This window comes from Variovorax sp. 05T418 (genome assembly GCF_056396385.1).
This window is the reverse complement of the sequence record NZ_JBFTLJ010000001.1, coordinates 117,379-138,750: the sequence shown is the minus strand read 5'-3', so window position 1 is coordinate 138,750 and position 21,372 is coordinate 117,379. Positions and strand designations below refer to the sequence as shown.

Here is a 21,372-nt window from a genome sequence, read left to right as displayed (position 1 = left end):
GGTGTGACGCAGGCGATGCATGCGCGCTGCTGCGGCCCGTGACCGGGCGCGCGCAGGCGCACGAACGCTTCAGGCGCGAGGAGGTTTGTCGAGAAGGCGCGGCGCGACCGTGGCCACCGTGCTGGCGGGCTCGGCGAGGTCGGCGCGGGGAAGGCCCTGGAACACGATCAGTTCCAGCGTGCTGGTGAGCGCGGTGGCGTGGCAGGCGCCGCAGGTGCCGCACTTGTGCATGCCATCGGGCGACGCGTGGGTGTCGGCGTGGGCGCTTTGGTCGCCGGAAGATGTCCCGGCGTCCTGCGCGGCAGCTTCGTGGTGCTGATGGCCTGCATGCCCATCGCCGTGCGCCTGCTGCGCATGCCGATGCGCAGCGGCCGGCGCGGCGGCTGCCGCAGCAGCCAGGGCAGCACCCTCATGGCCCGGTCCGCAAAAGACCATGGCGGCAGCCGCGTACGCCTGGAAGGGCACGGCAAACATCACGATCCAAAGGACGAAGAGGCGAACCCGGTGCATGCGAGGATTGTAGATAGAGCAGCAATGCCTGTCCGTATTCGACGGGCATGCATGCCACTCTAGCCATCCAGGCCGACGGTTTCCCGTCGGCCGGATTACAGCGCCGTCATCTTCGGGCGCCGCCGTGCCGTCAGAAGAAGCCGAGCTTCTTCGGCGAATAGCTCACGAGCAGGTTCTTGGTCTGCTGGTAGTGGTCGAGCATCATCTTGTGCGTCTCGCGGCCGATGCCCGATTCCTTGTAGCCGCCGAAGGTGGCGTGCGCGGGGTAGGCGTGGTAGCAGTTGGTCCACACGCGGCCGGCCTGGATGGCGCGGCCCATGCGGTAGGCGGTGCTGCCGTTGCGCGTCCACACGCCGGCGCCCAGGCCGTAGGGCGTGTCGTTGGCAATCTCCAGCGCCTCGGCCTCGGTCTTGAAGGTGGCAATGGCGAGCACGGGGCCGAAGATCTCCTCCTGGAAGATGCGCATCTTGTTGTGGCCCTTGAACAGCGTGGGCTCGATGTAGTAGCCGCCGGCCAGCTCGCCGCCGAGCTGCGCGCGGCCGCCGCCGGTCAGGCACTGCGCGCCCTCTTCCTTGCCGAGCGCGAGATAGCTCATGATCTTGTCCATCTGGATGGCCGAGGCCTGCGCGCCCATCATGGTGTCGGTGTCCAGCGGATGGCCCTGCTTGATGGCCTTGATGCGCTCGAGCGCACGCGCCATGAACTTGTCGTAGATCGATTCCTGGATCAGCGCGCGCGACGGGCAGGTGCAGACCTCGCCCTGGTTGAAGGCGAACAGCACCAGGCCTTCGATGGCCTTGTCGAAGAAGTCGTCGTCCGCGTCGGCGATGTCCTCGAAGAAGATGTTGGGGCTCTTGCCGCCGAGCTCCAGCGTGGCCGGGATCAGGTTGCCGGCCGCGGCCTGCGCGATGACGCGGCCGGTGGCGGTGGAGCCCGTGAAGGCGATCTTCGCGATGCGCTTGCTGCCCGCCAGCGCCATGCCGGCTTCGCGGCCGTAGCCGTTCACGATGTTGAGCACGCCGGGCGGCAGCAGGTCGGCCAGCAGCTCGGCCATCACCATGATGCTCACGGGCGTGGATTCGGCGGGCTTGAGCACCACGCAGTTGCCCGCGGCAATGGCGGGCGCGAGCTTCCACGCGGCCATCAGGATCGGGAAGTTCCACGGAATGATCAGCCCCACCACGCCCAGCGGCTCATGGAAGTGATAGGCGATGGTGTTCTCGTCGATCTCGCTCAGCGCGCCTTCCTGTGCGCGCAGGCACCCGGCAAAGTAGCGGAAGTGGTCGATGGTCAGCGGAATGTCGGCGTTGAGCGTCTCGCGGATCGGCTTGCCGTTGTCCACGGTTTCCGCATAGGCGAGCAGCTCGAGGTTCTGCTCCAGGCGGTCGGCAATCTTCAGCAGCAGGTTGGCGCGCTCGGCCGGCGAGGTGCGTCCCCATTGGCCCGCGGCCGCGTGGGCGGCGTCGAGCGCGAGCTCGATGTCCTCCGCGCCCGAGCGGGCGGCGCGCGTGTAGGGCTTGCCGGTGATCGGCGTGATCACGTCGAAGTACTGGCCCTTCACGGGCGGCACGAACTTGCCGTTGATGAAGTTGTCGTAGGCCGGCTTGAAGTCGATCTTGGCACCGGGGGTGTTGGGGCTCGCGTATTGCATGGTCTCTTGTCTCCGTCGGGTAAAGGGGTGGAAGGCGGCCGCGCAAGCCGGATGCCGCGCGGTCCCGGGTGCTGCATTGCACGGGCCATGCCACGCGGTCCTGGAGGCCATCCGCCCGATCTGGCACATGCATCGGCCCGATTTCCTGCGCCAGGCTGCAACAGCGCTGCGTGTCGCGGTGAGCAGCTGTCACGAAACGGGACAAGACACCCGCCGCTGGCACACAAGATCAAGCGGCTGCCGGATGCGCGCTGGGCGTCGCATTCGGATACATTGGGGCCGCGTTCGCCTTCGGCGAGCCACCCCATCCTTCCTTCCGCCGCCATGCTTCCTTGCCCCGAAAGCGCGTAGTGATTCGCGGACCCTCCATCACCGCCCGGACCATGGCTTTCGTGGCCGTCGTCTGCCTCAGCCTGCTGGCGATCGACTTCTGGAACAGCTGGGAGGCGCGCACCGACCAGCTCCAGCAGATGAACGTGGCCACGTCGAACCTCTCGCGCGCCATGGCGCAGCAGGCCGACGACACGATCAAGAAGGCCGACACCGTGCTGGTCGGCATGGTCGAGCGCGTGGAGCACGACGGCACCGATCCATCCGACGTGGCGCGGCTTCGCCAGCTGCTGGCCCTGCGCGTTGCCGAGCTCCCCCAGCTCGACGGCCTGCACATCTACGACCAGGACGGCAACTGGATTGCGAACTCCCGCCCCACGCGGCCGGAGAACCTGAACAACGCGGACCGCGAGTACTTCGCCTTCCACCGCACGCACGCAGAGCGCGGACCGCACATCGGCATTCCGGTTCAAAGCCGTACCAGCGGCCGGCTGCTGGTGCCGGTTTCGCGGCGCATCAACCATGCGGACGGCAGCTTTGCCGGCGTGGCGCTCGCGACGATCCACGTCGACTTCTTCTCCAGGTTCTACGACAGCCTGGACATCGGCCAGGCCGGCGCCGTGGCGCTGGTGCTCGAGAACGGAACCATGATGACCCGGCGGCCCTACAGCCCCGACATGGTGGGACGGAACATGCTGGAGACCCAGCTCTTTCGCTCCTACGCCGCGCATGGGCCGGTCGGCACGGCCTACATCAAGTCGGCGCAGGACGGCGTGACACGGTTGAACAGCTTCCGGCGCCTGGACAACTACCCGCTGTTCGTTTCCGCGGCGCTGTCCAAGGACGAGATCCTGGCCAACTGGTGGCGCGACACGCTGTGGCATTCGGGCGGCGTCGTTCTGCTGAGCCTGATCGTCGGCTTCATCGGATGGCGCCTGGTGCGGCAGTTCCAGCTCCAGACCCGCACCGAGGCCGAGCTGCGGCAGGCGCGCGATGCGCTCGAAACGCTCAACAAGACCCTCAACACCCTGGCCATGGAAGACGGCCTGACCGGGCTCGCGAACCGCAGGCAGTTCGACGTGGCGCTGGACAGCGAATACAGCCGCGCCGCGCGCAACGCGAGCACGCTGGCGCTGATCATGATGGATGTGGATTGCTTCAAGCAATACAACGACATCTACGGCCATGCGGCGGGCGACGAGTGCCTGCAGACCATCGGCCGCACCATCGCGCGCGTCGCGTCGCGGCGCCCGGGAGATCTTGCGGCGCGCTATGGCGGAGAAGAGCTGGCGGTGCTGCTGCCGAACACCGACGTCGCGGGCGCCGTGATGCTGGCCGAACGCATCCGCAGCGCCGTGCGCGAGCTGAAGATCGAACATGCGGGCACCGCCGACGGATTCGTGACGCTGAGCGCCGGCGTGGATGCGCTCAGTCCCCAGGCCGGCATCGGCGGCCAGCCCAAGGAACTGATCCGGTCCGCGGACAAGGCGCTGTACGCCGCCAAGTCGGGCGGACGCAACCGCGTGTGCGCCTCGACCGGACAGCCGCTGGCGGCGTGACGCGGGTCTGAGCCTCAGCCCGCCTTCCCTCGGCTTCGAAGAAGCCTTCCGCGGCTCTACGCAGGGTAAACCCCAGTACTTGGCCCCTTGATTCCACCCGCGATGGTTCAGTACACTGATTGTCGTTCAGTGTACTGAATCCAGGAGCGCCGGCAATGTACTTGGCTGCCCTGCACAAGGAGACAAAATTTGACCCACGATCTACGCAAGACCTTCGATGAAGGCCCCATGAGCCGCTTCCAGTGGAGCGCGATCACGATCTGCATCACGCTGATCATGCTCGACGGCTTCGACGTGCTGGTCATGGCCTTCACCGCGGCCAGCGTGTCGGCCGAGTGGAAGCTCAGCGGCGCGCAGCTCGGCGTGCTGTTCAGTGCCGGCCTGTTCGGCATGGCTGCCGGCTCGCTGTTCCTCGCGCCGCTGGCCGATCGCTTCGGACGGCAAACCGTCATCCTGCTGTGCCTGGTGGTGATCGCGCTCGGCATGGGGCTGTCGGCGCTGTCCCAGAGCAGCACGCAGCTGGCGGCGCTGCGCGCGCTCACCGGCCTGGGCATCGGCGGCATGCTGGCCAGCGTGGGCGTCATCACCTCCGAATACGCCTCGAACAAATGGCGCAGCACCGCGGTGGCCCTGCAGGCGACCGGCTATCCGATCGGCGCGACCATCGGCGGCAGCATTGCCGCGGTGCTGCTGGAGCACTACGGCTGGCGTTCGGTCTTCGTCTTCGGCGGCCTGGCCACGGCGCTGATGATTCCGCTGGTGCTGTGGCGCCTTCCCGAATCGGTCGACTTCCTCGTCTCCAGGCGCCCCGCCGGCGCGCTGCGCAAGCTCAACGCGCTGCTGCGCCAGATGAAGCGCCCCGAACTGGCCGAACTCCCGCCGCTGCCGCCGGCCGGCGAGCGCTCCGCCTCCACGGTGGCGAGCCTGTTCAACGCAGGCCTGGCGCGCTCGACGCTGCTGCTGTGGGCCGCGTTCTTCCTCTTGATGTTCGGCTTCTACTTTGCGCTCAGCTGGACGCCGAAGCTGCTGGTCTCGGCGGGGCTGTCGGCGCGCGAGGGCATCACCGGCGGCGTGCTGCTGAACATCGGCGGCATCGTCGGCGGCAGCCTGTTCGGGCTGCTCGTCGCGCGGCTGGACCTGGGGCGCCTGACGGCCGCCAGCCTCGTCATCACGGCGCTGGCCATGGCGGCATTCGGCGCGGCCACCGGGCACCTGGGCGCGTCGTTCGCGATCGCCTTCCTGATCGGCGGATTCATCTTCGGCTCGATGGCCGGGCTCTATGCGTTCGCACCGGTGATCTACCCGGCCGCCGTGCGCACGACCGGCATGGGATGGGCGATCGGCATCGGCCGCATCGGCGCCATCCTCGCGCCGCTCATCGCCGGGATGCTGCTCGACCGCGGCTGGCAGCCGCCGCATCTCTACTACGCCTACGCGCTGCCGCTGGTGGCGGCGATGGCGGCCGTGCTCGCGCTGCGCCGCAGCGCCAAGGCACAGCCGGCCGGCCGCGTGGCCAGCGCCCATTGAACGCCCCTTCTCCTCCCAACCCAGCCATCCAAAAGGAAAGCCATATGTTCCCGAAAAACACCTGGTACGTGGCCTGCACAGGCAACGAGATCGACGACAAGCCCCTGGGCCGCAAGATCTGTGGCGAGAACCTGGTGCTCTACCGCGCAGCGGAAGGCAAGGCCACGGCGCTGGAAGACTTCTGCCCGCACCGCGGCGCGCCGCTGTCGCTGGGCCGCGTGGTCGAGGGCAAGCTGGTGTGCGGCTACCACGGGCTGGAGATGGGCTGCGACGGCAAGACCGTCGCCATGCCCGGGCAGCGCGTGCGCGGCTTTCCGCCGATCCGCTCCTTCCCGGTGATCGAGCGCTACGGCTTCGTCTGGATCTGGCCCGGCGACCCTGCGCTGGCCGACCCGGCCAAGCTGCATCACCTCGAATGGGCCGAAAGCCCCGACTGGGCCTACGGCGGCGGCCTGTTCCACATCCAGTGCGACTACCGCCTGATGATCGACAACCTGATGGACCTGACGCACGAGACCTACGTGCACTCGACCAGCATCGGCCAGAAGGAAATCGACGAGACGCCCACCACCACCAAGACCGAGGGCGACCAGGTCACCACCAGCCGCTTCATGGAGAACATCTCGGCGCCGCCCTTCTGGCGCATGGCGCTGCGCGGCAACCACCTGGCCGACGACGTGCCGGTCGACCGCTGGCAGATCTGCCGCTTCACGCCGCCCAGCCACGTGCTGATCGAAGTGGGCGTCGCCCACGCCGGCAAGGGCGGCTACGACGCCGATCCGGCGCACAAGGTGTCGAGCATCGTGGTGGACTTCATCACGCCCGAGACCGAGACCTCGCACTGGTACTTCTGGGGCATGGCGCGCAACTTCCAGCCGCACGACAAGGCGCTGACCGCATCGATCCGCGAAGGCCAGGGCAAGATCTTCAGCGAAGACCTGGAGATGCTCGAATCCCAGCAGCGCAACCTGCTCGCGCATCCGAACCGCTCGCTGCTGAAGCTCAACATCGACTCGGGCGGCGTGCAGTCGCGCCGCGTGCTGGAGCGCCTGATCGCGCAGGAAGGCCAGGCCCCGGCGACGGCTCCGGCAGGTGCGGCATGAACGCCTCCGAACTGAACGTGCGCGTCGCCCGCAAGCATGCGGAGGCGCTGGACATCTGCACCTTCGAGCTGGTGCACGCCGAGGGGCAGGCCCTGCCGGCGTTCTCGGCCGGCTCGCACATCGACGTGCACCTGCCAAACGGCCTTACGCGCCAGTACTCGCTGTGCAACGATCCGCAGGAGAGCCACCGCTACCTGATCGGCGTGCTGCGCGATCCTGCATCGCGCGGCGGCTCGCAGGCGATGCACGAGCTGGTGCAGGAAGGCAGCCTGCTGCGCATCAGCGCACCGAAGAACCACTTTCCGCTGGCCCACGCGGCCACCCGCAGCGTGCTGATCGCAGGCGGCATCGGCGTGACGCCGATCCTGTGCATGGCCGAGCGGCTGGCACTGAGCGCAGCGCCGTTCGAGATGCACTACTGCACGCGCTCGCGCGAGCGCACCGCCTTTGCCGGGCGCATCGCGCAGTCCGCGTTCGCATCGCAGGTGCAGTTTCACTTCGACGACGGGGACGCGGCGCAGAAGCTGTCGCTGCCGGCGGCAATCGGCACGCCGCAGCCCGGCGTGCACCTGTATGTCTGCGGCCCCAAGGGCTTCATGGACTGGGTGCTGGATGGCGCGCGCACCGCCGGCTGGCCGGCCGAGCAGCTGCACTACGAGTTCTTCTCGGCCGAGATCGCCGCGTCGGACACCGATGCGGAATTCCAGGTCAAGCTCGCAAGCTCGGGGCGCATCGTCACGGTGCCCAAGGATTGCACGGTGGTGCAGGCGCTTGCCGCGGCGGGCGTCGAGGTGGCGACCTCCTGCGAACAGGGCGTGTGCGGCACCTGCCTCACGCGCGTGCTCGAAGGCGAGCCGGACCACAAGGACATGTACCTGTCGCCCGAAGAACAGGCGGCCAACGACCAGTTCACTCCCTGCTGCTCGCGCTCGCGCTCGCCGATGCTGGTGCTCGACCTGTAGGGGCCGGCGCGTCGCAGCGGCGCCATAGAATTGCAGGCTCCGTCCTTACCGCCGGGACCCGATTCAGGTTTCGACATCCATGCCCAGCCCCACTTCCGACGCCGCCGAGATCGACATCAATGACCAGCCCGGACACCTGATCCGCCGGGCCCACCAGATCGCGGTGTCGGTGTTCCACGAGAAGCTGGGGCGCGACATCACACCGGTCCAGTACGCGATCCTGCGCACCCTGCAGAAGAAGCCGGGCATCGACCAGGTCACGCTGGCCCAGCAGGTGGCGCTCGACACCTCCACCGCCGCCGACATTGCCGCGCGGCTGGAGACCAAGGGATGGATCACGCGCCAGGTGCTCGCGCGCGGCCAGCGCGAACTGCGCCTCACGGCCGAGGGCACCGGGCTGCTCGCGCAGACGGTGCCGGCCATGGCCGAGATGCAGGATGCGCTCTTCAGCACCATGAGCGAGCAGGAGCGCCGCGATTTCATGAAGCTGCTCGCCAAGTTCGTCACGGCCAACAACGACAGAAGCCGCGCGCCGATGCGCGCGTGAGGCAAGGAGCGGGCGGGCCCGCTCAGCCCTGCGCAATCGCCAGCCACGCGCTCGCGACCAGCGTCGAACCCGCCGCGGCCAGCAGGCCGCCCACCAGCCATTGGAGGGTGCGCGGCTGCAGCTTGTTGGGCAGCCGGTGGTGCAACCGCGTCACGCCGTAGACCACCGGCATTGCGCAGGCGGCCAACAGCGCCGCGCGCCACGAGAAGTGCCCCGTGGGCAGCACGATCACCAGCCGCACCAGCGAATTGAACGCGAACATCAGCAGCAGCGCGCGGCGCACCAGTTCGCGCTCCAGCGGCTGGCGGTACATGTGAAAGACGATGGGCGGCCCCGAGCTCGAGAACAGCCCGCCCAGCACGCCCGAGAGCCCGCCGATGACGGCAAAGCTCGTGCGGCCCGACACCGCGGGCTGCGGCCGGCCCTGCAGCACCAGCAGCAGCGCGCAGCCCAGGATCGACATGCCCAGCAGGCCGCGCAGCCAGTTCACCGCGCCGCCGCTGAGCCAGGTGAGCAGCATGAGCCCCGCGATCACGCCCACGGTGCTGCCGTTGAGCGCCGGCTTCATCAGCCGCCACGGCACCACGCCGGGCCGCGCGCGGAAATAGGTCTATGCATTGATCAGGCTCAGCACCGTGGCGGCGTTGGCCGTGTCGCCCACGCTGGCGACGTGGAACACCGACACCAGGCCGAGCAGGATGAGGCTGAATGCGAACCCCGTGAGGTTCTGCGCATAAGTGGCCAGCGCCACGCAGGCCATGAAGACCAGCACGGGGCCGGCTTCGGAAAGAATCGCTTGCACCGGAAAAGAAAATCGTCGAGAGGCCGCGTCGGGCCCGAATGTCGCGGGCCGTATTGTCCCCGAACGGCCGGTGGCCGATTCCGCTGCGCCGCGCGCAAGGCGCGGGGCGCTTTTTTCAGTAGATCGGCGGCTCGGGCGTGGGCGCGTTGCCGGCCAGGCTCGCGAAGTCGCAGCCCAGGTGCGCCTGCGTCACTTCGTGCTGGAAGATCTTCGTGTAGCCGCGCGCGTAGGCCGGCGCGGGCGGCGTCCACTCTTTGCGGCGCTCGGCCAACTCTTCGTCGGACACCAGCATGTCGAGGCGGCGCTCGCCGATGTCCAGGCGGATCGTGTCGCCGGTCTTGAGCAGCGCCAGCGGACCGCCGATGGCCGACTCGGGCGACACATGCAGCACGCAGGTGCCGTAGTGCGTGCCGCTCATGCGCGAATCGGAAATGCGCAGCATGTCGCGCACACCCTGCCGCAGCAGCTTCTTGGGAATCGGCAGGTTGCCCCACTCGGGCATGCCGGGGCCGCCGACCGGGCCGCCGTTGCGCAGCACCAGCACGGTCGACGCGTCGCAGTCGAGTTCTTCGTCGGCCATGGCCGCGAGCATCTCGGCGTTCGAGTCGAACACCAGCGCGCGCCCGGTGTGGCGCAGCAGCTCGGGCGTGGCGGCCGAAGGCTTGATGACCGCGCCGTCGGGGCACAGGTTGCCGCGCAGCACGGCCAGCGCAATGCCGGCCTCGGGGCACTCGGGCGTGCCCTGCTTGAGCGGCGAGGCCGGGTCGAGGATGGTGCCGTCGTCCTCCGCGGGCCAGCCCGCGATGTCCTCGCCGAGCGTGCGGCCGGTGACGGTGCGCGCCGACAGGTCCAGGTGCGCCGCGATCCTGTTGAGCACCGCCGGCAGGCCACCGGCGTAGTGGAAGTCTTCCATCAGCTTCTCGCCCGACGGATAGAGGTTGGCGATGACGGGCACGCGCCGCGCGATCGCGTCGAGCTCGTCGATGTTCAGCTCGATGCCTGCGCGCCCCGCCATCGCGGGCAGGTGCACCGCTGCGTTGGTCGAGCCGCCGAGCGCCATGTAGGCGGCCACGGCGTTGAGGAACGAGGCTTTGGTAACGATGCGCGAGGGCTTCAGGTCTTCCCACACCATCGAGACGATGCGCTCGCCGCAGCGCCATGCCATGCGGCTGTGCTCGGAGTCGACGGCCGGGATGCTCATCGCGCCGGGCAGCGACAGGCCCATGGCCTCGGCAATGGCGGTCATGGTGCTGGCCGTGCCCATGGTGTTGCAGGTGCCGGGCGTGCGCGTCATGCGCGCTTCGAGGTGGATCCATTCGGCCTCGTCGATGTTGCCGATGGTGCGTTCGGCCCAGAACTTCTTGGTGTGGGTGCCCGCGCCCACGGCCTGGCCCTTGTAGCGGTCATTCATCATCGGGCCGGCGGGCAGGAAGATGGCGGGGATGTCCATCGACAGCGCGCCCATGACCAGGCCGGGCGTGGTCTTGTCGCAGCCGCCCATCAGCACCACGCCGTCGATCGGCAGGCTGCGCAGCAGCTCCTCGCATTCGATGGCCAGCAGGTTGCGGTAGATCATGGTCGTGGGCTTGACCATCACTTCGCCCAGGCTCAGCGCGGGCAGCTCGAGCGGATAACCGCCGGCCTGCAGCACACCGCGCTTGACGGACTCGGCGCGCTCGCGCAGGTGCGCGTGGCACGGCGAGAGCTCGCTCCAGGTGTTGACGATGCCGATGACCGGCCGGCCCATGAACTCCTCGCGCGCGAGCCCCTGCTGCTGCATGCGCTGGCGGTGCGCGAAGCCGCGGATGTCGTCGCTCGCGAACCAGCGCTGGCTGCGCAGTTCCTGCAGGGTCTTGGGGCGGGCGGCTTCTGTGGACATGCGGTGTGTTCTCTGGATCTCTGGGTTCAATAGGTGGCGGGGGCCGGCGCCGAGGCGGGGGCGGCGGGTGCGCCGCGCTGCTTGAAACGCGCGGCGATGTCGTCGGCGCTCTTGCGCAGCAGCAGCTGGTCGTTGGCCACCGCCACGAAGAGCGCGCCAAGGTCGAGCAGCTCGCGCGCGCGCGGCTCGTCGTTCATGAGGATGCCGGGCGCCTTGCCGCAGGCGAGGATGCGCGCGATGGCGCGGTCGATGGCGGCGCGCACCGTGGGGTGGTTGACCTGGCCGGCCACGCCCATGCTGGCCGACAGGTCGCCGGGGCCGATGAAGACGCCGTCCACACCGTCGACGTTTGCGATGTCCTCCAGGTGCTCGAGCGCTTCCACGGTCTCCACCTGCACCAGCACGCAGATCTCGCTGGAGGCCTCGGCCACGTACCTGGTGTCGCGGCCGAAGCGGGTGGCGCGCACCGTGCCGCCCATGCCGCGGATGCCGTTCGGCGGATAGCGCGTGGCGGCCACGGCGGCCTCGGCCTCGGCGCGGTTCTGCACGAAGGGCAGCAGCAGCGTCTGCGCGCCGATGTCCAGGTACTGCTTGATCAGCACCGGGTCGTTCCAGGGCGGGCGCACCACGGCCGAGGTGGGCCGATCGCGCTCGGCCTGCACCGCCTGCAGCTGGCGCAGCATGGTGGTCGGATCGCCGGGCGTGTGCTCGGCATCGAGCAGCATCCAGTCGAAGCCGGCGCCCGCGAGCAGCTCGGAGATGTAGGGGTCGGGCAGCGTCGACCAGAGGCCGATCTGCGGGATCTTCGCCGCGAGGGCGTGCTTGAAGGTGTTGCGCGAGGGCATGGGTTCGGTCCTTTGCGGGGTCAATCGATCTTCACGTTGCCGGCCTTGATGACCTCGCCCATCGAGGCGTGGTCGGCCTTCAGGCGTTCGGCGAACGCCTGTGGCGTCGATGAGAGTACATCGAAGCCCTGCTCTTCCAGCGGCTTGCGGAACGCGGGCTCCTTCAGGATCGCAACCATCTCCTTGTGCAGCCGCTCGACCACCGGCGCGGGCGTGCCGCTGCGCACCAGCATGCCGCTCCATGCGAGCTGCACCACGCCGGGCGCGCCGGCCTCGGCCATGGTCGGCACGTTGGGCAGCAGCTTCGAGCGCTGCGTGTCGGCCACGGCCAGCACGCGCACGCGGCCGCCCTTCTCCTGGCCCAGCACGGCCGAGAGGTTGTGGAACATCATCGGGATCTGCCCGCCCATCACGTCGTTGAGCGCGGCGGGGCCGCCCTTGTAGGGCACGTGGATCAGCCGGGTGCCCGTCTTCGCCTCGAACTGCAGCCCCGTGAGGTGCATGGTGTTGCCGTTGCCGGCCGAGCCGAAGCTCAGCGTGCCAGGCTCTTTCTTGGCGGCCGCCACCACGTCGGCCACGGTCTTGTAGGGCGTGCCCGCGCCCACCACCAGCACGTTGGGCGTCTGGTTGGTGAGCGTGATCGGCTGGAAGTCCTTCAGCGCGTCGAAGCCCGTGGCCTTGTAGAGGTGCGGGTTCACGGCCAGCGTGCTGACCGAGCCGAAGAAGATGGTGTAGCCGTCGGCCGGCTGGTTGCGCGCCACGTAGGCGGCCGCGATGTTGCCGTTGGCGCCCGGCCGGTTGTCGATGACCACCGGCTGGCCCAGCCGCTGCGACAGCGCCTGGCCGAAGGGCCGCGCGAACTGGTCGGCCGCGCCGCCCGCGGGCTGCGGCACGACCAGCACGATGGGCTTGTGCGGATAGTCGGCCTTGGGCTGCGCCAGCGAGGATGCGGCGGCGAGCGCCATGGCCGACAGGGCCATCGCGGCCCTTGCGAATTTCTTCATGGGGTCTCCTGGATCAAGTGTTGTTCATGCGGCGGCGCCGCGCCAGAAAGCGATCTGCGCGGCGACCTGGTGGTCGATCATGGGTTTGCCGCCGACCACCCGCAGCCCGCGCGCGGCGCAGGCGGCCATGAGCTCGGTGTCGCGCGCGGCGATGATGTCGAACAGCGCCGCATCGGCCGGCAGCTGCGCCGGGTCGAAGGGCATCGGGTCGCCCGCATGCAGGCCGACCGAGGTGGCGTTGATGGCGAGGCCGGCGCGCCCCAGGCTGCCGGCGCTGGTGTCGGCATGGATGTCCGGATACGCCTTGCGCAATTCGGTGCACAGCTGCTGCGCGCGCTCGGCTTCGCGATTGACGACGTGCAGCTCGCGCAGGCCGACCGCGGCCAGCGCGAAGGCAATGGCGGTGCCCGCACCGCCCGCGCCCACCAGCACCACCGGCCGATCGGTGCGCAGCACGCCGTGTGCGCGTGCGGCATCGACAAAGCCCACGCCATCGAAGCTCTCGCCCGACCATTGGCCATCGGCATCGATGCGCATGGTGTTGACCACGCCGGTGCGCCGCGCCTCGGGGCCGAGGCGCGCGCACAGCGCATGCGCCGCGGCCTTGTGCGGGATCGTGAGGTTCAGGCCCTGCAGGTTGGCCACGCGCGCGAGCTGCGCCACGGTGGCTGCGAAGTCGCCGGGATGCACGCCCATCGGCACCAGGCACCAGTCGAGGCCGGCGGCGGCGAAGGCCGGGTTGTAGATGCGCGGCGCGCGCACGTGGTCGACCGGGTGCGCGAGGATCGGCACGAGGCGCGTCGCGCCGCTGGGGTTTGCGGGGACCATTGCCTCAGCCCTTCACCGCGCCGGCCGTGAGGCCGCTGACCAGGTAGCGCCGCACCAGCATCGAGAACACCAGCACGGGCGCCATCACCAGCGAGCCGCCGGCAGCGATCTTGCCCCACTCCCAGCCTTCGTAGTTCATGAAGTTGACCACCGCGACCGGCGCGGTGCGCGCATCGGTGCGCGTGAGGATCAGCGCGAAGAAGAAGTCGTTCCAGGCGTAGAGAAAGCACAGGATCGCGGTGGCCGCGATGCCGGCGGCCGCCATCGGCATCACGATCTCCATGAACACGGTGGCGTAGCCCGCGCCGTCCATCAGCGCCGCCTCTTCGAGCGAAGCCGGCACCGCGTCGAAGAAGGGCTGCATCATCCAGATCACCAGCGGCAGGTTGAAGGTCATGTAGATGAGGATCAGGCCGGTGCGGGTGTCGAGCAGGCCGAGATACCGATACGCCAGGAAGAACGGGATCGTGAAGGCGATCGGCGGCGCCATGCGCGTCAGCAGGATGCCCAGGCCGAGACCGAAGCGCCCGCGCCCGGTCCAGCGCGAGAGTGCATAGGCCGCCGGAATGCCGAACACCAGCGCGAGCAGCGTCGACACGATGCTCGTGACCAGGCTGTTGGCGAAGGACTCCGGAAAGCCGGCCTGCCAGAGCCCCACGTAGTGCTCCAGCGTGGGCATGAAGAAGACCCGCGGCGGAAACTCGAGGATCAGCGGCGTCGGCTTGAACGACATCTGCAGCAGCCACAGGAACGGCAGCAGCATCGCGAACAGGACGAGCGGCACGGCCCAGCGCGCGAGCGGCCAGCGCCGGCGCAGCGACGCCATTCGATTGGTGCTCATTCCGCACCTCCCGCATTGCGGCTCACGCGCATCGCACCCCAGCTGATCAGCACGGTGGCCGCGAGCAGCACGACGGTGATCGCGCTCGAATAGCCGAGCTCGCCGAAGTTGAACGCCACGAGGTAGGCGTAGTAGTTGGTCACCTCCGTCACCGAACCCGGCCCGCCGCCGGTCAAGAGGAAGATCAGCGGAAAGGCCTTGATGCTGTCGATGAGGCGGAACAGGGTGCACACCAGCAGCACCGGTGCGATGTACGGCAGCACGATGTGGCCGAACACGCGCCAGGCATCGGCGCCGTCCATGCGGGCGGCCTCGACGTATTCGGCCGGCAGCGTCTGCAAGGCGGCCAGCACCATCAGGAAGGTGAACGGTGCCCACTCCCAGGTGTCGGCGATGACGATGGACCACAGCGCGAAGTCGACGTGCGTGGTGAGCGCCGGCAGTGTCACGCCGAGCATGCGGGCGGCCTGGTAGATCGGACTGATGTCGGGCGTGTAGACCAGCTTCCAGATCACTGCGACAACGATCGGCGGCAGCACCATCGGAATCACGAACAGGTGGCGCAGCGATTTCCAGCGCTCCTGCCCCGAATGCACGAGCAGCGCGAGCCCCGTGCCCAGCAGCACCTGCAGCACGACCGTGTAGACCGAAAGGCGCGCCTGCACGCCCAGCGAGCCGACGAAGCGCTCGTCGCTGCCCAGCAGCCTGTAGTTGCGCAGCGGCTCCGAGAAGTCGCCCAGCGAGCCCGGGTTCACCAGCGCCCCGGGCGTGAGGCTCGTGACCAGCAGGAAGACGGTGGGCAGCCCCGCCACCACCAGCAGGAACAGCAGGCTCGGCGCCATCGCCATGCGCACGAAGCGGCTCCGCTGCGCCTCGTAGGAGGCCCCTTTTGCGCTCATTGCTGCACCCTTGGCGCTGCTGCTGCGCTCATACCTTGGCTCCGGCGCGCCGCAGGCTGCCGAGCGCGGCCTCCTGCGCCGTCTTCATGGCATCCGCGGCCGGCGCCTGGCCCGAGACCACGCGCTCCACGGCCTTGTTCAGCACGTCGCCCACCAGCGGGAACTCCTTGACCGTGCGGTACGCCATGTAGTTGCGCGTCTTGCCGGGCTGCTCGAGCACTTCGAGGTAGAGCTTGCCGATGTCCTGGCCGTTGATGGTGTTGATGCGCTTGTACTCGGCGCTTTCGATCACCGAGCGCCGGCAGATCGACGGATGCCCGGTGTCCTTCACGATGCGCGCGGTGAGCTCGGGGCTCAGCGCCCATTTGATGAACTCCCAGGCCGCTTCCTTGTTCTTCGCGTTCTTCGGAATGCCCAGCCCCTGGCTGTTGGCGGCGGGAAAGTCGCCCTTCGGCCCGGCTGGCATGCGCACCACGCGCGCGGTGTCCTTCACCTTGCTCTCCGGCGAGCTCAGCATTGCCGTGACCCAGGAACTCGAATGGATGAAGATGTTCGAGCGGCCGCCGATCAGCGCGGCGCGCGCCTGATCCTCGGTGTAGCCGAGCACGCCCTGCGGGCTGTACTTGGACAGCAGCGTCGAATAGAAGCCCGCCGCCTGCACCGCCGCGGCCGAGTCGAGCGTGGGCTTGATGTCCGCGGGCGGATTCGCGAACAGGTCGCCGCCGAAGCCGTGGATGTACGGCGGCAGGAACCAGTGGTGCAGGTTGGAGCTCACGAAGCCCGTCACGCCGTCCTGGCCGTGCACCGCCTCGCAGACCTTCATCAGCTCGTCGAAGGTCTGCGGCGCCTCGACCCCGCGCTTCTTCATCAGGTCGGTGCGGCTCATGCCCATGAGCATCGCGCCGCCTTCCCATGCGAAACCGTAGGCCTTGCCGGCCTTGTCGAGGTACGGCAGCTGCGCGCCCTTGACGAAGTCGTCCGGGTTCCAACTGGCGGGAGTGAGCTTGCGGTCGGCTGCGAAGTCGCTCAGGTTGGCAAGCAGGCCGGCCGCGACCCAGCGCGCGGCAAGGATGAAGGTGACGTTGCAGAAGTCCCAGGCGCTGCCGCCCGAGGACAGCTCCAGGTCGGCCTGCTGGTTGTAGACCGGGAAAGCCGACAGCTGGAGGTCGACCGTCATGCCGGTCTGCTGCTCGAACTCCGGGATGTACTTGCGCAGGATGTTGAAGAAGCCGTGCTGGTACGCCGCGCCGCGCAGCTTGAGGCCGGCAAAGGGCTTGGCCTGCGCGATGGCGGGAAAGGCCAGCGCGCTGCCGGCGCCGGCCACCGCCGTGGCGGCCGCGGCCTTGATCAACCGGCGGCGCTGCGTGTCGACGGCGGGGGATTGCAGGAGGCTCATGCTTGTCTCTCTTTCGATCAGAATCACGCGGCGCAACGAGGGCGGCCGGCATGTTCAACTTGCTCGTGGAAGCGAATATGACAGACAAATAAGATTCCAAAGATCATGGAAAACCCGAAATTCCCTGCGCCACTCATCCATATAATCTCATTCCATCAATAAATATGTCAGACCATAAAACCAAAACGCCGAAGAAACCCGCCGCCCCGGAGACGCCTGCCCGGCGCGGTCCGCTGGCCGTGACGGAGGCGCTCGCGCGGCGCGTGATCGGCGGCGAATGGGATGACGAATCGACACTGCCGACCGAGGTCGAACTGGCCGAGCAACTGGGCGTGGCCCGCACCTCCGTGCGCGAGGCGCTCACGCGGCTGAAGGCCAAGGGCCTGCTCGCGTCGCGCCAGAAGGCCGGCACGCGGGTGCTGCCGCGCATGCAATGGAACATGCTCGACGAGGACGTGCTGCGCTGGACCTGGTCGGGCCACGACCGCGCGCAGATGGCGCAGCACCTGATGCAGCTGCGGCGCATCGTCGAGCCGGCCGCCTGCGAGATTGCGGCCGCTTCGGCGCCCGACGCGGCCATTGCCGCGATCGAGCGCGCCTACCGCCTGATGGATGCCGCCGGCATGGACCCGGTGGCCTATGCCGGGCCGGACCTGAGCTTTCACCAGGCGATCCTCAGCGCCACCGGCAATCCGTTCCTGGTGGCCTTCGGCGCCACCATCGAGGCGGCGCTGCGCATGTCCTTCGAGCTGTCGACGCGCCAGCCGGGCGCGCCACGCAAGAGCCTGCCGATGCACCGCGCGGTGCTCGACCAGATCTGGGCCCGCAAGCCGGCCGCGGCGCGCAAGGCCATGGAAGAGCTGCTCGGCCTCACCGAATCGAACATCCAGCGCGGGGTCGCCAGGTCGGGCGCCACGCCGCCGGCCTGACCTCCTCCTTATCAGCAAGCAACCCACCACCATGGCAGAGATCCAACTCCAATCCATCAGCAAGCGCTTCGGCGATGTCGAGGTGATCCCCGGCATCGATCTCACCATGCCCGACGGCCAGGTCACGGTGCTGCTCGGGCCTTCGGGCTGCGGCAAGTCGACCTTGCTGCGCATGATCGCGGGGCTGGAGACGCCGAGCGGCGGCCAGGTGCTGGTCGGCGGCCGCGTGGTGAACGATGTGCCGCCCGCCGAGCGCGGCTGCGCGCTGGTGTTCCAGAACTACGCGCTCTATCCGCACAAGACGGTGCGGCAGAACCTCGCCTTTCCGTTGCGCATGGCCAAGGCCACGGCCGCCGAGCAGGAGCGCAGCGTGGACGAGATCGCGCACAAGCTCGAGCTCACGCCGCTCCTGGAGCGCTATCCGCGCCAGCTCTCGGGCGGCCAGCGCCAGCGCGTGGCGATGGGCCGCGCGATGATCCGCAAGCCCGAGGTGTTCCTCTACGACGAGCCGCTGTCGAACCTCGACCTCGAGCTGCGCGTGAAGCTGCGCCTGGAGATCGCGCGCATGCAGCGCACGCTGAAGGCCACCGCCGTCTACGTGACGCATGACCAGACCGAGGCCATGACGCTGGCCGACCAGATCGTGGTGCTGCGCAAGGGCCGCATCGAGCAGGTGGGCTCGCCGCTCGCGCTGTACCGCTCGCCCGCCAACCTGTTCGTGGCCGGCTTCATCGGCACGCCGCGCATGAACTTCTTCAAGATCGATGCCGCGCAGGCCGACGCGAACGGCACGCGGCTGCGGCTCGGCGATGCCCGCGTGCAGATCCCGCGCCACGTGCCGGGCCAGCCCGTCATGCTGGGCTTTCGCGCCGAGCAGGCCCGCATCGGCGAACCTGCGCCCGGCGAAGTGCTGCTCGAACTGCAGGGCTGCGAAACGCTGGCGATCGAGCAGCTGGGCGATCGCGCGTACTGCTATCTGCGCTCGTCGCTTGGCGAGTTGGTGCTCATGGCGCCCGATGCTGCGGCGGACCTCTCGGGCACCCTGCGCCTGGCCATCGCGCCGGCCTCGCTTCATTTCTTCGATACCGAGGGTATGGCCTTGGGCAGCGAGGAGCGGCGGCTGGCGGCTTGAAGGTTTCGGGTGAATGCGGGGGGCGCGGCAGACGGTTGGGTGCGGGCGCGGCGCGGAAGGCCTTCGAGTTCGCGCACGGTCGACCGATCCGGTCTCAATCCCTTGACGTGGTGGCTCGCTTTCCCGAACGAATCGCGGTCAGAATTCCCGCCTTGATCTGGTCGAATAAGGCTGGCGGGAGGAACCCGTAATCGACACGCGAATCCCCGGTCGCAATTGGCCGCAGTCATAGCCCGGCCACGTGAAGCGATTGACTTCGGTCAAGATCACCCACGACCTTTCGCCGTGCAGCCCAAGGTGACTTTTAACCCTTGGTGGAATCTCGATTCCCAACGAAGCATCCTCTGGTTGCGAGTGCGTGATTGGCGACACTGTGACAACGGCCTGCCCCTCGTCTTCCTCCACGGCCGTCACGATGACGCAGGGGCGATTCTTTGCCCCTTCGGTGCTTCCGCTCTGTTGCTCGTGACTCCATAGATAGGCAAAGGACACCACAAGGCCCACCTCGGGCACAGGAAAGGCCATTCGCTCAGTCGGCCAGGAGTTCGTTCAGCGTGTCGTGCCGCGCATCCATGCGGCTATTTGCAAGGGCCCGAATCGCCTCTTCGGGTAGGTCCTGCACGGCATAGGCCTTCGTGGCACGAGCTTTCAGGCGCACAAGCTCGTCGAACTCCTTCCGAGAGATGAAGTAGCCCGTCACACGGTTGTGACTCGTGACTGCCACAGGCTCGGCCTGGACGATCTCGCGATAGTGGCCGAAGTTCTTGGCGAACTCGGTGGAAGGAACAGTGATCACGATCATCTCCGTGTTTTCCGTATTTTTCGCAAATTCCGTCCAGCCTGCAAGAAGGCGGCATCCTTGCCACGCTGGGCTTTCGCGCCATACCCGCATCTGCAGCACGCACACGACCTGTTTGCCGTACTGAGGTCGCGGTTCGAACTACCCGTGCACTACCGCTGCGAAAAGACTTACGCAGAGGCTGATGGCAACTTAACTCTACGTTGACAACTTCATCGACCCCGACATCATGATTCCCGCGGATCGGGGGAAGCCCTCCGATGCCCATCGCGAAAGAAGGAATCCATGCCCCATACCTTGCTGCGACGACTTTTGATGTCACTGGGCTGCCTGTCGGGATTTGCCGCTGCTTCTCTGGCGCAGGCCGCGCCGCTCGGCGATCCCTTCATGGTGAATACCGCCACCGCGGGCAACCAGCGTCCGGTCTACTTCTCCGCAGGATCGAACGGCGAGAAACTTCTGATCTGGTCCGACGCCGCGGCAAATGCCACATACGCTCAAAGAATCAGGTCGTCAGGAACGCCTTATCTGACCAAACACCTGATCCAGGCGCCTCCGGCGTATGCGAATTTCTCGGTCGACCGCATCGGCAACTTCGTCTTCGGAAGCGAGCCGGGAAGAGTCACGGCCTATGACAGAAGCGGCACTCTGCTCTCCAGTTTCCAAACCACTCCGGATTCATCGAGCACGGTCGCCAGCATGGACACGGATGGCAACATCACTGCCGCCTACTCGCGCTCGGCCTCGGAAGGGGCGCCTCGTACGATTGCAATCAGGCGATTCAATACCCGCGGAGTTCCCATCGGTCCCGAAGTCATCGTTGCATCGGATGCCCCGGACAAACTCTCCGGCCCCAGTTCGATTGCCACCGACGATGCAGGAAACATCGCATTGTCATTTGCGACCAGGCCCGGTCCCACGGCAAACCAATCCAACATCATGATCCAGCGCTTCAGCCGCGCAGGTGTTGCGCTGACTCCGGCGCTTGTCGTCGGCGCCATCCGATCGATCTACAGTTCGGGCGGCCGCATTGCCATGGACCCCGGCGGAAGATCCGTCATCAGCTGGAGTGCTTCCCAGGATGACAACTACACCTGGAACATCTATGCCCGCCCCTATGACGCGAATGGCAACCCCAGCAGCGGATTGGTGCGAGTCAACCAACGCATCCACGAAGGCCAACCCTGGCCGAATCCGGGGGTTGCAGAGAACGGCGATTTTGTCGTTTCGTGGATTGCATCGAGCGGCGTGGTCGGTGGCCCCCAGACCTCTACATTGGCGGCCAGGCAATTTCGCAGCGACGGAACTCCAATTGCCGACGAATTCCGAGTCGACCCGCCGCAACCCCAATTTGGAGCCAACCCGCTGCTGGCCATGGACCCGGTGGGAAATTTTGCAGTGACATGGGTTAGCACCTCTGCCGCGACCGGGTGGGACGTCATGGTGCGCTCCTTCAAGATGGACACCCGGCCGCCCCTTGTGCAGCTCCTGGACAACCAGGCCGTCCAAGGCCTGGCCGGCGGCACCGACAGCTGGAGCTACTACAGGATCACCGTCCCACCCGGCGTCGCGCAACTCAACGTCAACATGACCGGCCCCGTCGGCGGTGGTGATGGCGACATGTACGTCCGCCTCGGCGCACTTCCGTCGTTGACGGCCTGGGACTATCGCCCCTACGTAAACGGCAGCAACGAAGCCATCGCGATCAGCAATCCCCTGCCTGGCGACTTCTACATCGCGATCCACGGGCGCAGCGCGTACTCGTCGGTCGGCCTGACCGCCAGCTACGACTGAGGCCCGCCTCCTGAAGAGCTTTCGCCGTGCACCCG

General features: G+C 67.7%; 21 protein-coding genes. 8 read left to right on the top strand and 13 right to left on the bottom strand.

The window, feature by feature from the left end:
• Positions 1-69: 69 nt before the first annotated feature.
• Entirely contained in the window at positions 70-510 is a 441-nt protein-coding gene (locus tag AC1DMS_RS00725; RefSeq protein WP_041945782.1) for a hypothetical protein, read from the bottom strand.
• 130 nt (positions 511-640) lie between these two features.
• The gene (adh, locus tag AC1DMS_RS00720; RefSeq protein WP_015865741.1) at positions 641-2,161 is read right to left on the bottom strand and encodes an aldehyde dehydrogenase; all 1,521 of its coding nucleotides are present in this window, start codon (positions 2,159-2,161) and stop codon (positions 641-643) included.
• Between the two features lie 383 nt (positions 2,162-2,544).
• Here adh and AC1DMS_RS00715 point away from each other — a divergent pair, with 383 nt between their 5' ends.
• The 5 genes from AC1DMS_RS00715 (at position 2,545) to AC1DMS_RS00695 (ending at position 8,189) form a co-directional block, all read left to right on the top strand.
• Positions 2,545-4,050, top strand: a complete 1,506-nt coding sequence (locus AC1DMS_RS00715; protein ID WP_230537800.1) for a sensor domain-containing diguanylate cyclase — start codon at positions 2,545-2,547, stop codon at positions 4,048-4,050.
• Between the two features lie 189 nt (positions 4,051-4,239).
• A complete protein-coding gene (locus tag AC1DMS_RS00710) occupies positions 4,240-5,577 on the top strand; it encodes an MFS transporter (protein ID WP_015865743.1) in 1,338 nt (445 codons plus the stop codon).
• Positions 5,578-5,621: 44 nt separating this feature from the next.
• Complete coding sequence (locus AC1DMS_RS00705; RefSeq protein ID WP_015865744.1) at positions 5,622-6,680, top strand: aromatic ring-hydroxylating dioxygenase subunit alpha; 1,059 nt, start codon at positions 5,622-5,624, stop codon at positions 6,678-6,680.
• A complete protein-coding gene (locus AC1DMS_RS00700; RefSeq protein ID WP_015865745.1) occupies positions 6,677-7,642 on the top strand; it encodes a PDR/VanB family oxidoreductase in 966 nt (321 codons plus the stop codon). The genes AC1DMS_RS00705 and AC1DMS_RS00700 overlap by 4 nt, the downstream gene beginning before the upstream one ends.
• 79 nt (positions 7,643-7,721) lie before the next feature.
• A complete protein-coding gene (locus AC1DMS_RS00695) occupies positions 7,722-8,189 on the top strand; it encodes a MarR family winged helix-turn-helix transcriptional regulator (protein WP_015865746.1) in 468 nt (155 codons plus the stop codon).
• A gap of 22 nt (positions 8,190-8,211) precedes the next feature.
• Here AC1DMS_RS00695 and AC1DMS_RS00690 read toward each other — a convergent pair whose 3' ends face one another.
• The 9 genes from AC1DMS_RS00690 to AC1DMS_RS00650 all read right to left on the bottom strand — a co-directional run bounded on the left by AC1DMS_RS00690 (position 8,212) and on the right by AC1DMS_RS00650 (position 16,683).
• Positions 8,212-8,775, bottom strand: a complete 564-nt coding sequence (locus AC1DMS_RS00690) for a TSUP family transporter (RefSeq protein ID WP_478180605.1) — start codon at positions 8,773-8,775, stop codon at positions 8,212-8,214.
• 24 nt (positions 8,776-8,799) lie between these two features.
• Positions 8,800-8,991 (bottom strand): hypothetical protein, encoded by a 192-nt coding sequence (locus AC1DMS_RS00685; protein WP_478180604.1) that lies wholly within the window; start codon positions 8,989-8,991, stop codon positions 8,800-8,802.
• A 115-nt stretch (positions 8,992-9,106) separates the two neighbouring features.
• Positions 9,107-10,870: an L-arabinonate dehydratase gene (gene araD, locus AC1DMS_RS00680; RefSeq protein ID WP_015865748.1), complete on the bottom strand. Its 1,764-nt coding sequence runs from the start codon at positions 10,868-10,870 to the stop codon at positions 9,107-9,109.
• 26 nt (positions 10,871-10,896) lie between these two features.
• The gene (locus AC1DMS_RS00675) at positions 10,897-11,715 is read right to left on the bottom strand and encodes an aldolase/citrate lyase family protein (RefSeq protein ID WP_015865749.1); all 819 of its coding nucleotides are present in this window, start codon (positions 11,713-11,715) and stop codon (positions 10,897-10,899) included.
• Positions 11,716-11,735: 20 nt separating this feature from the next.
• Positions 11,736-12,719 (bottom strand): tripartite tricarboxylate transporter substrate binding protein, encoded by a 984-nt coding sequence (locus AC1DMS_RS00670; RefSeq protein ID WP_015865750.1) that lies wholly within the window; start codon positions 12,717-12,719, stop codon positions 11,736-11,738.
• A gap of 24 nt (positions 12,720-12,743) precedes the next feature.
• Positions 12,744-13,547 (bottom strand): shikimate dehydrogenase family protein, encoded by an 804-nt coding sequence (locus tag AC1DMS_RS00665; protein ID WP_015865751.1) that lies wholly within the window; start codon positions 13,545-13,547, stop codon positions 12,744-12,746.
• Between the two features lie 4 nt (positions 13,548-13,551).
• On the bottom strand, positions 13,552-14,388 hold the full coding sequence (locus tag AC1DMS_RS00660; protein ID WP_015865752.1) for a carbohydrate ABC transporter permease: 837 nt from the start codon (positions 14,386-14,388) through the stop codon (positions 13,552-13,554).
• Positions 14,385-15,287 carry a carbohydrate ABC transporter permease gene (locus AC1DMS_RS00655; RefSeq protein WP_015865753.1) on the bottom strand — a complete coding sequence of 301 codons (903 nt, stop codon included), beginning with the start codon at positions 15,285-15,287 and terminating at the stop codon, positions 14,385-14,387. Before AC1DMS_RS00655 ends, AC1DMS_RS00660 begins: the two co-directional genes overlap by 4 nt.
• Before the next feature lie 28 nt (positions 15,288-15,315).
• A complete protein-coding gene (locus tag AC1DMS_RS00650; RefSeq protein WP_015865754.1) occupies positions 15,316-16,683 on the bottom strand; it encodes an ABC transporter substrate-binding protein in 1,368 nt (455 codons plus the stop codon).
• Between the two features lie 164 nt (positions 16,684-16,847).
• Between AC1DMS_RS00650 and AC1DMS_RS00645 the strand changes: the two genes are divergently transcribed.
• Both AC1DMS_RS00645 and AC1DMS_RS00640 read left to right on the top strand, forming a co-directional pair.
• On the top strand, positions 16,848-17,612 hold the full coding sequence (locus AC1DMS_RS00645; RefSeq protein WP_015865755.1) for an FCD domain-containing protein: 765 nt from the start codon (positions 16,848-16,850) through the stop codon (positions 17,610-17,612).
• Between the two features lie 31 nt (positions 17,613-17,643).
• Positions 17,644-18,744 (top strand): ABC transporter ATP-binding protein, encoded by a 1,101-nt coding sequence (locus AC1DMS_RS00640; RefSeq protein WP_015865756.1) that lies wholly within the window; start codon positions 17,644-17,646, stop codon positions 18,742-18,744.
• A 138-nt stretch (positions 18,745-18,882) separates the two neighbouring features.
• Here the strand turns inward: AC1DMS_RS00640 and AC1DMS_RS00635 are convergent, their stop codons facing one another.
• Together AC1DMS_RS00635 and AC1DMS_RS00630 are read right to left on the bottom strand one after the other, a co-directional pair.
• Positions 18,883-19,269 (bottom strand): type II toxin-antitoxin system PemK/MazF family toxin, encoded by a 387-nt coding sequence (locus AC1DMS_RS00635; protein WP_208856353.1) that lies wholly within the window; start codon positions 19,267-19,269, stop codon positions 18,883-18,885.
• A gap of 4 nt (positions 19,270-19,273) precedes the next feature.
• A complete protein-coding gene (locus AC1DMS_RS00630) occupies positions 19,274-19,546 on the bottom strand; it encodes a type II toxin-antitoxin system Phd/YefM family antitoxin (protein ID WP_015865757.1) in 273 nt (90 codons plus the stop codon).
• A 282-nt stretch (positions 19,547-19,828) separates the two neighbouring features.
• On the opposite strand from AC1DMS_RS00630, the gene AC1DMS_RS00625 reads away from it, so the two are divergent.
• Positions 19,829-21,337, top strand: coding sequence for a PPC domain-containing protein (locus AC1DMS_RS00625; RefSeq protein WP_150106890.1), 1,509 nt, complete (start codon positions 19,829-19,831; stop codon positions 21,335-21,337).
• Positions 21,338-21,372: the final 35 nt, after the last annotated feature.